An 8,900-nucleotide genomic window follows, 5' to 3' on the forward strand; every position below is an offset into this window, starting at 1 on the left:
CCATCAACTATGCATCGTTCTGCAAAAAATAAAGTAGTGAAGAATGATAGAAGAGATGCGAAAAATATTGCAGCTAACCTAGCTAATGGAACTTATAAATCAGTTTATGTTCCAACAGACGAAGATGTAGAAATCAAAGAATACATAAGAATGATGCATGACTTTAAGATTGAACTAAAGAAGGTTAAGCAGCATATTAATGCATTCCTCTTGAGATTCGGTCATCATTATCCTGGCAAATCAAAATGGATTCCAGCTCATATTAAGTGGCTTAAGGAACTTGAACTAAGTGATATGTATAGAGAAATACTTGATGAATATCTATCACAGCTTGAAATCCTATCTGAAAAGATAGAAAGATTCAAGCATAGATTAGAAGAGTTATCTCAAAAGGAAACATACAATGAGAAGATAGGTCAATTTCGCTGTATCAAGGGTATTGATACTACTGCAGCTATGACCATGCATGCTGAAACTTCTGATTTTGATAGATTTCCTACTGCCAATGCCTTTGCGTCTTATTGCGGTCTTACACCAGGTGAAGATTCAAGCGGTGAGTCTTATCATAGACTGGGCATCACCAAGCAGGGAAACAGTATGATTAGAACAACTATGGTAGAGGCGGCTCAGGTACTTGTAAGAGGAACTATAGGCAAAAAAGGCAAAAAAGTGAAATCAAAACAGAAAGATCAGAATGTAAAAGTTATAGATTATGCAGATAAGGCAGTTGTTAGATTACAGAAGAAGTATCATCGTATGATTTTTAGAGGAGTTAAAAGAAATATCGCAATTACAGCAGTTGCAAGAGAGCTTGCATGTTTTGTATGGGGAATAGAGACTGGTCATATCTCATAACAATCTTTACTAATGTTTTTTAAACTTGAGAGAAAGGAAATAAAGTGTCGTTAAATAGACAAAACAACCCAACATCGAAGGCATAGATGGACTTCAAATTAATAGTACAGGTTCAGCTATCTAAGACTATCCACTTTATGGCATTGTGAGTTCTTACTGAAAGTCGCGATTTAGTAAGAATAATAAAAGCAATGATCCATGCATATAGATTATAGAGCTATCGACGAACCATTAACTTTTTGGTCCCAATCCACGTATTACAGTTTGGTTAACTGTCGCAGAATCTATATGATTTGAGGTCTTTCTATGCCCTTGATGATAAAACTTAATAGAAATATTATGAAAGTTTATTTATGTCTTGACAACGGTCATTTCATAACAGTGGATTGAAATAGACCTCACCATATTAGATAATTAAAGTGTTTTTAGATTCTAAATTTACTATATATAGCGTTTTTAGCCACTAAATTTACTATATATAGTGATTTTAGCACTAAATTTACTATATAGAGGATGGTGAGATCATGGATATTCAAAGTATTAATGATGATATCAAGACCAAGCAATGGGTGGAAAGGATTAAAGCGTGCAGGGAAAGTGGACTTCCCGTCAGAAAATGGTGCAAGCAGAACAACATATGTGAGCAGACCTACTACTGCTGGCTAAAGAAACTGCGAAAGATGGCAATCGAAACAGGTGCTGTAAAGGCTCCATCATTTGTCTCTGTTGATCAAAGCACATTTGATAAACAGAACATAATTATAACTAAAGGTGATGTTCGTATAGAATTTCCCTGTGATACAGACATAGGAACAGTAACGAATATCATTGGTGCACTATTATGTTAGGTGATATCTCCAAGGCTGAGCATATCTATATGGCTGTTGGCTATACAGATATGAGGAAACAGATTGATGGTCTTAGTGCACTTGTCACAGCACAGTTCAGACTTGACCCCTTTTCAAATTCTGTATTTCTGTTCTGTGGTAGAAATGCGAGAGTGATGAAGGCACTGTACTGGGAGGGTGACGGCTTCGTGCTCCTTTACAAGAGACTGGAAAATGGCAGATTCAAATGGCCTAGAGATGAATCCGAAACTAGAGAAATAACACCCCAGCAGTTCAGGTGGCTTATGGAAGGACTTGCAGTTGTACAGCCTGGAAGGATAAGGAAAACGAGTCCAAAAGCAGTCATATAACCTAAACTATAAGTCTTCTTATGGATATCCATTCGAACATCAATTATACTTTTCATAGTGACCTCCTGTTGTCGTTATGGTAAGAACTCTAATTTTAATATCTATTCTAATTATGAGTTTAAATCCACGTATTGGCAACTAGGAGGTCATTTCATATTATCTAAAGCAACAATTTACTTAAAAAGAGCGAATGTGAATGTATTTTGTTCAATATAGTTGCCTCTTGTACAAAGGGTATTTTTTTAATTAACATTTTGATTTAAAGTAAAAAAGAACTATAAAGTAAGATGTGTTTATCAAAAGAGAGGGAGGATAGATATTGAATAATATACATAGAATACTAGATAGTTTAGTAAAATAATATAAGGAGTAAAAATTATAAAATATTTAACGACTATCAAATTAGAATATATTTTTTTAGATTGTAAAGAGATTAAATAATAGTTTGGAATTTAAAATTTCCACATTTCCAATCAAAGTAAAGAAGGTACACAATAAAATGATCTAAATATTTTATGAAATCAAAATATGTATATAGAGATAACTTTATTGTATTCTTTATATAAAAACATGATTTATATATATTTTTCTAGAAGGAGGTAATTCTCAAATGTTAAAGAAAAGAGTAAAATTTAATATTATAGCTTTTTTAATATATTTTATATTACTAGCATTAATTATTTATTTAAAATCTCCCACTAGATTTAGTGGTTCTGATAATGAATATATTCATAAACTATCAATGTCGATTAATTTAGTACCATTTTATTATGAGCCTAATGCATCTTATGATATATTATGCATAAATGTTATAAGAAAAATAACTATTATTATACCATTTATTTATTTTTATCATAAAATAATTAATACTAAAAACATAGTAACATTTATTTCTTATATTCTATCAATTGGTTTCTTAATTGAATTATTCCAATTGTTAACTTTAAAGGGTTTTTTTGATATAACAGATATCTTAAATTATGTTATTTACTCTTCTATAATCTATTATATATGCAATATAACAAAAATTCTTATTACAAAATCAAAAATGTTTTTTTTAAACAAAAAAAGAAAGAGAGTGTAAAAAAGTATGAAAAAAAGAATCTTTATAGTTTTGCTGAGTATTTTTACAGTATTTTTGAATATTAATAACGCAGTATATGCAGTAGACAACTCTAATTTAAATCCTACTCAAGAATTAGAAGAGTTTTATGATGAAGCAGGAAATTATTATAATTATAATACTGGCGAATATTTTAGATGGGAAAACACTAACGAAAGAACTCTTGTAAAGAGATTTACTTTTAAAATGCAATTCACACTTACTTCAAATACTAAATTAAAATTTGATAAAGAAGGTGTTAAAGTAACCGTTGATGATGCACATTTTGAATGGGCTTCAGGTAATACTGCTTCTTGCTGCAGTAAACACGAATTTGAGGTAAATATTAGACGATATGGTGTTACAAATAATGTCGCAGTATTTAAAGCACCAATTAGTAGTAAAAAAACTGTTGATTTAGGAAAAGGGTTTGTTAAAAATTCTAAAATTTATACACTAGAACTAACTAATGGTGATGAATTACCTTATGGAGTATACTTAGTTGGTGAAGGACGCATTAATACATACTAATAAATATGTGTTAAAAGTAAGCGCTAAATTATATAGTGTACGTAAAAAGGACGATTAAATTGGAATGATAATGTTGACCCCATCTCAAGGACATTAAATAAAAAGGTACTTAAAATTATTAAGTAATGGTAATTTAAAATAACTAGGGGTTTCCTAAATTTTAATTATCACGTAGTAAGGGGTGAAACTCACCCCATACTTTTTTACGCTCTAGAAGTCTATTTCAGAAATATCTAAATCTAACGATGACTCTTCATCGTTATTTTTTATTAGAGAACACTGAATATCATCAATTCGGTGAGAAATAGACTCCAGACGAATAAGAATATCCTCTAAAACTTCATCTTCCTCAAGTATTACTGGTTCAGTACTCTCATCAACAATAAGTTTAAACACCTTATACACATTATTTACCATCCTTTCTGATACTTGCGTAATAGAAGTTTGTATCCTCATTTAATGTATAAAGGATACGATTGCGAAATCTCTCCCAGTTCAAATAGCCGTTTGAGGCATGTTTAAGGAGCTTGATGGACTTGTTTCTGTTTTCAACGATAGCAGTGTTCATCTTTCTGTTTGTCTTGTCATCCACAATTATGAAGCTGTTGATGATCCCCTTTTTCCAGTTGGTAAGAGTATTCGCAAAAGGGCTCATCTCTGCAACGGTGCTGCTTCTGAAGTCAATTATGATCTTCTCAAGCTTTTTCTTTGCAGTGTCATAAGTGCAGTGATCATAGAAATAGGTAACATCATTCCTTAGATAGAATGCTTCCTCAAGGTCATCATCAATAGCCAGCATATAAGCTAGTATTTCACTGTAATTGAGATATCTGTTCAGTCTATGATTGAATCTTCTTTCAACGTTGACATCTAGTATTTTCTTGTTGGTTGAAGCAAGCAGCCAATTGAATTTTTTTAATACATAATAGTATCTGGATGCTTCTTCGAGTTCTATTAGTTCTTCGGAGGTTATAGTTTTATTATTCTTCTTCGGTTTAAGGGTGTTAATAGTCTTTTGGAATCTGTTCTGAACACGGATTCTTACCCTATCAACTCTGCGATTTAATTCCTGGATTATGTGAAAATGATCTTATGTGAAGTAAATAGTTATGTAAAGTAGCCCGTTTAATTGTCTTATATAAAAGGTTTTTTTATTGTCTACTTTACATAACATTTTCATATTATTATTTAGGTAGTTCTTGGAAAAGGAGGTTATGAATATGAAACAAAAAGAACTACAAATACAGATGGAGGAGATGCTAGATGTACTTGACTCTTGTGGATATTCAAGTGAGACTGTCAGAAAATATGCTTCTGCAATATCTAGATTTATAAATTACATAAGTACTAATGAACTAGATGCAGACGGAGATTCAGTAGAAGGATTCATTGAATATTCATGCAGTATAAGAAAGTACAATAATCCCAAATATTTTATATCGCATATGAGAGGTGCTCTACTAGCTTTTATTTTCTTTTTGGAAAATGGTTACTTACGTGTTGGCAGATCATCTAATAACCCAAAGATTTCAGGAGGTTTAGCAACACATATTAATAATCTCTTAGATGATGAATTTTCTAAAAATTTAAGCTGAATCTACTTACAATCAAAGATTATAAAAACTCATTGAAGCTCTTTAATGATTATTTGAAGGATAATGAAATTAAAATCCTAACACCTGACACAATATATGAATTTTTCAAATTAACTGGAAATAACGAAAAGACCAACATCAACAATTTATTGTATAAGTATAAAGTTCATCTAAGACGTTTTTTTAATTACCTTTTTCCATTCAGACAACAGAAATATATGCAAGAGCAAGTTCTAAGCTTAAGCAAGAAACTAATGAGAATGGATTTGTAGATATATATCCTCAAGAAAAGGCTAAATGGGATAACACTTCAACACTTGAATGGTTAAAACATTTCATTTAAAAGATTATGTAAAGTAAACAATAAAAAAACCTTTTATATAAGGCAATTAAAAGGGCTACTTTACATAACTATTTGCTTTACATAAGACCATTTATGTAAAGCTTTACATAAATGATCTGCTATACAGCAGGCTTCGGGAAAAACATGCTTCGTGACAATTCGATATGTTTCCCACATATCAAAAGAGACATATTTAACTTTCTTACGCTCCTCCAGTGGAATGAGCATGAAATAATTCAGCAGGTCATACTTGCGTCTGGACGGAAGTACATCCACAATCTTCTTATCCAGATAATCTACAATTACACAGACATAATCACTGTCGTGAGACTTGAAGGCATACACTTCATCAAGGGCAAGACATTCAGGAAGCTGTCTTCTGGAGATGTGAACATGCCTGTCAAAAATATTAATAGCAGATGTAGTGGATATACCGTATCTTCTGGCGACATCTGTGAATGTTGCATTTGGAGACTTGAGATCTCTGAGAACATTGAATACAGTAGCAACAGAGCTTTCCTCCAAAGGTGAAGGGATTATTTTCATAGAATGTCTTCTTGCAGTGAGGACACTGATATCTCCTTGCATGATAGATGATATAGCAGTTAGTGGTGCTCAGAACAGAATGGGTTATCTTCTTATCCGTATAGTCCTTCACCCTGCTTGTCATATGTCCACATACAGGACACTGAACCCAGGTCTTATTAAGCGTGATATTGACATACATTCCGTCCTTTCTGTGGGTGATGGAGAAATCCTGAACGTTCTCTCTTTCCAGATTGAAGAACTTTAGCAGATCATTATCGGAAATGAGCGCATCAGGGGTATCGTTTTTAGCGACTTCATTGTCAGCTAGAGAATTATTACTAGTTTTCATGTATAGTACAGCTCCTTTCGTTTTTACAAGGAAAGAATATCAACAAAAAGAGCTAGATTATATAAATGTCATGTGGAAAAGTAGAAAAAATTAAGGTGATTTTTTCTGATGTTCATTTTACAGAAGGATACATAGTCAAAGGGACAAGTCAGATACTTATCTTTAAGATAAGCAGCATGAGAAGACACAAGAAAATCTATGCCAGTTAAAACATCAACAATCAAATCATAAGATGCAACGGAATAGGGAATCATATCCTCAATAAGGACTGCATGAGTAGAACCACATGAAGAACATCTGAGTCTTTGTATTGTGACTTTATGACTACGTTTAAAGAAATCAACATGGCGACTATAAGATGCGTGTGCACGGAGACCTCTGGAATTACATTTAGGGCATGATATTTCATTGAAGTTCAGGGATTGAATAATTTTTTGAATACCCACATTCCACAGGTGATTATCAAAATAAGAAATGATAGTTTCAATTTTCTTGGCTTTTATGTGTAAAAATGATTTCAATAATTGGATCGACCTGTTGATTATGGATAATTAAAAATAATTTTTTTACGCTAAGTTTATGAAAAATGTTGCTACTAGATCATTAAATTTAACTTAACGCCTATTTTTCTACTTTATAGCCACCTAACTCAAATCATCATTTCTCGAATAGTTGTAAAATGATCTTAAAAGGTCAGGTGAGTGCTATGATAACTGAAAACCAGGTAAAAAACTATTTAAGATCTAAGGATAAGGATTATGTAAATAAGCTTATTGAATCATTATATGAACAGGATAATGAAGACATTGATCCATCTCATAAGGCATGCCCTATATGTGGTTCAGTTCATTTCAAGAAGAATGGAAAAGATAAGAACGGACATCAGAGATATATCTGTCTTGACTGTCACAAGTCTTTTAGTGATAGAACCAACACCTTATTCTACTGGTCTCATTTTACTTTGGACCAGTGGCTTCACTTCATTGAATGTTAAACCGCAAACTCTACCCATAATAAAAACTAATGAAACCGCAAATTAAATTAATAAACAGGTGGAAAATATGCCTAGATACTCAAAGAAAAGAGGTAAACAGGCTGCATATAGAGGAATATCTCATCACAAGGTTGCCATTGTCTGTGCTACAGATGAAAATGATCATATGATGATGCAGGTATCAGGTCTTGGAAGCGAGTCATTTGATAAATATAAAGCGAATAAAGACTACTTTAAGGATGTGGAAGAGTTCATCTCAGATTCAAAGGCAAGCATACAACAGTTTGCCAACTATCTTGAAGCAGTAAACAATAAGATAAAGACATCTCCTTTAGAGAAGAGATATCTTACTGATGATGGTAAATCATTAGGAGCTGTCAATGAGATGATGACAGAAGTAAGCTTAATGATACAGACAACAAGAGGCGTTGGAACCAGATACGTACAAGGTTATCTAGATTTCCTGCTTCTTAAGAAGCAGGCTAAGTATACATTCAAGAGAAAGGAAATGGCATCTGAGATTCTAAGAATGATGATGGATACTGAGGCTTTCAGTAATGAAATGGTAAGAGCTACACCTATGCCTATTTCACTTAAGGAAGCATATTACGAATATCGTTATGGTATATTCGCTGAATAAGATTACTCAAAGCAACAATTTTCTTAAATTGAGCGTTTTTTTATATTGATTTTCAGTAATATGCTTGATTTTAGATGAAAGTTTTATTATTATCATAGTGTTCTTATTGGACAGGATAAGCATCTCGGTCGTCAAACTTTCGATGCTTATCCTTTTTTCTTTCTATAGATTTATTTGACCTTTAGAACATGATAAATTATTTATGGAATAAACAAAATAGATAGCGAAAAACTGCCCCTAAAAAGTTTACAGCCCAAAAGTACTGCCAGGAGTCACACCCCTGGCAGTTTTAAAGCTTGAGTTAACCCCAAGTCTATTTAGTTACTCGAAATCATTACAGCTCTTTTTTTATTTTATCAAAAATATCTTATTTATGATGCTTATAATCTGCAGAAAATATTCTTTAAAATACCTAATTCTTTCCTATCAATATTCATCTAAAAGATTCCTATTAAAAATGATTTACAATATTTAATGATTATGTCCTTAATCCATATATCAATCAAAAATATAGTATATAAATATAATAATATAAAAACATTTTTTGAATATGTTAAAATGATTGCATACTTATCCATATGAATGTTATATTTAACTTAGATAAAATGTATAAAGTGATGATAGCTATTATTTCTATAAATAATATATGAGGAAAATATGAAAAAGATTATCGCTTTATTAGTATGCTTTGTAGCTTTAATTCCTGTTGATTATTCGCTCGTAATTGCACTAGCAGTCGCAGACCTATGCACCACCCCTGTCGCA

At 32.0% G+C, this 8,900-nt stretch carries 11 protein-coding genes and 2 pseudogenes; 8 read left to right on the plus strand and 5 right to left on the minus strand.

Going from position 1 to position 8,900, the window contains the following annotated elements:
• The 5 genes from DW269_RS11490 to DW269_RS11510 form a co-directional block, all read left to right on the plus strand.
• On the plus strand, positions 1 to 855 hold an 855-nt coding region (locus DW269_RS11490; RefSeq protein ID WP_117460053.1), incomplete at its 5' end, for an IS110 family transposase.
• Between the two features lie 524 nt (positions 856 to 1,379).
• Positions 1,380 to 1,703, plus strand: a complete 324-nt coding sequence (locus DW269_RS12660) for a hypothetical protein (RefSeq protein ID WP_117460055.1) — start codon at positions 1,380 to 1,382, stop codon at positions 1,701 to 1,703.
• Positions 1,697 to 2,053, plus strand: coding sequence for an IS66 family insertion sequence element accessory protein TnpB (tnpB, locus tag DW269_RS11500; RefSeq protein WP_117460057.1), 357 nt, complete (start codon positions 1,697 to 1,699; stop codon positions 2,051 to 2,053). Before DW269_RS12660 ends, tnpB begins: the two co-directional genes overlap by 7 nt.
• Before the next feature lie 610 nt (positions 2,054 to 2,663).
• Positions 2,664 to 3,137, plus strand: a complete 474-nt coding sequence (locus DW269_RS11505) for a VanZ family protein (protein ID WP_117460059.1) — start codon at positions 2,664 to 2,666, stop codon at positions 3,135 to 3,137.
• 6 nt (positions 3,138 to 3,143) lie between these two features.
• Positions 3,144 to 3,686, plus strand: a complete 543-nt coding sequence (locus DW269_RS11510) for a hypothetical protein (protein ID WP_117460060.1) — start codon at positions 3,144 to 3,146, stop codon at positions 3,684 to 3,686.
• A gap of 210 nt (positions 3,687 to 3,896) precedes the next feature.
• Here the strand turns inward: DW269_RS11510 and DW269_RS11515 are convergent, their stop codons facing one another.
• Together DW269_RS11515 and DW269_RS11520 are read right to left on the minus strand one after the other, a co-directional pair.
• Positions 3,897 to 4,091, minus strand: a complete 195-nt coding sequence (locus DW269_RS11515; protein ID WP_147322596.1) for a hypothetical protein — start codon at positions 4,089 to 4,091, stop codon at positions 3,897 to 3,899.
• 1 nt (position 4,092) lies between these two features.
• Positions 4,093 to 4,764, minus strand: coding sequence for a transposase (locus DW269_RS11520; protein ID WP_117460064.1), 672 nt, complete (start codon positions 4,762 to 4,764; stop codon positions 4,093 to 4,095).
• Between the two features lie 142 nt (positions 4,765 to 4,906).
• Between DW269_RS11520 and DW269_RS11525 the strand changes: the two genes are divergently transcribed.
• Complete coding sequence (locus DW269_RS11525) at positions 4,907 to 5,281, plus strand: hypothetical protein (RefSeq protein WP_117460065.1); 375 nt, start codon at positions 4,907 to 4,909, stop codon at positions 5,279 to 5,281.
• 403 nt (positions 5,282 to 5,684) lie between these two features.
• Here the strand turns inward: DW269_RS11525 and DW269_RS11530 are convergent, their stop codons facing one another.
• The 3 genes and pseudogenes from DW269_RS11530 to DW269_RS13260 all read right to left on the minus strand — a co-directional run bounded on the left by DW269_RS11530 (position 5,685) and on the right by DW269_RS13260 (position 6,947).
• Positions 5,685 to 6,170: a transposase gene (locus tag DW269_RS11530; RefSeq protein WP_158546367.1), complete on the minus strand. Its 486-nt coding sequence runs from the start codon at positions 6,168 to 6,170 to the stop codon at positions 5,685 to 5,687.
• A gap of 73 nt (positions 6,171 to 6,243) precedes the next feature.
• A pseudogene (locus DW269_RS13255) lies at positions 6,244 to 6,501 on the minus strand (hypothetical protein); the annotation flags it as partial.
• Between the two features lie 68 nt (positions 6,502 to 6,569).
• Positions 6,570 to 6,947, minus strand: a complete 378-nt coding sequence (locus DW269_RS13260; protein WP_366936789.1) for a DUF6431 domain-containing protein — start codon at positions 6,945 to 6,947, stop codon at positions 6,570 to 6,572.
• 371 nt (positions 6,948 to 7,318) lie between these two features.
• Between DW269_RS13260 and DW269_RS13075 the strand changes: the two are divergent.
• A pseudogene (locus DW269_RS13075) lies at positions 7,319 to 7,421 on the plus strand (IS1 family transposase); the annotation flags it as partial.
• Between the two features lie 141 nt (positions 7,422 to 7,562).
• Positions 7,563 to 8,135, plus strand: a complete 573-nt coding sequence (locus DW269_RS11545) for a hypothetical protein (RefSeq protein ID WP_117460073.1) — start codon at positions 7,563 to 7,565, stop codon at positions 8,133 to 8,135.
• The last annotated feature ends 765 nt before the right edge of the window (positions 8,136 to 8,900 follow it).

It is taken from the genome of Catenibacterium sp. AM22-6LB (assembly GCF_003435615.1).
In the GTDB taxonomy this organism is placed as follows: Bacteria; Bacillota_I; Bacilli_A; order Erysipelotrichales; family Coprobacillaceae; genus Catenibacterium; species Catenibacterium mitsuoka_A.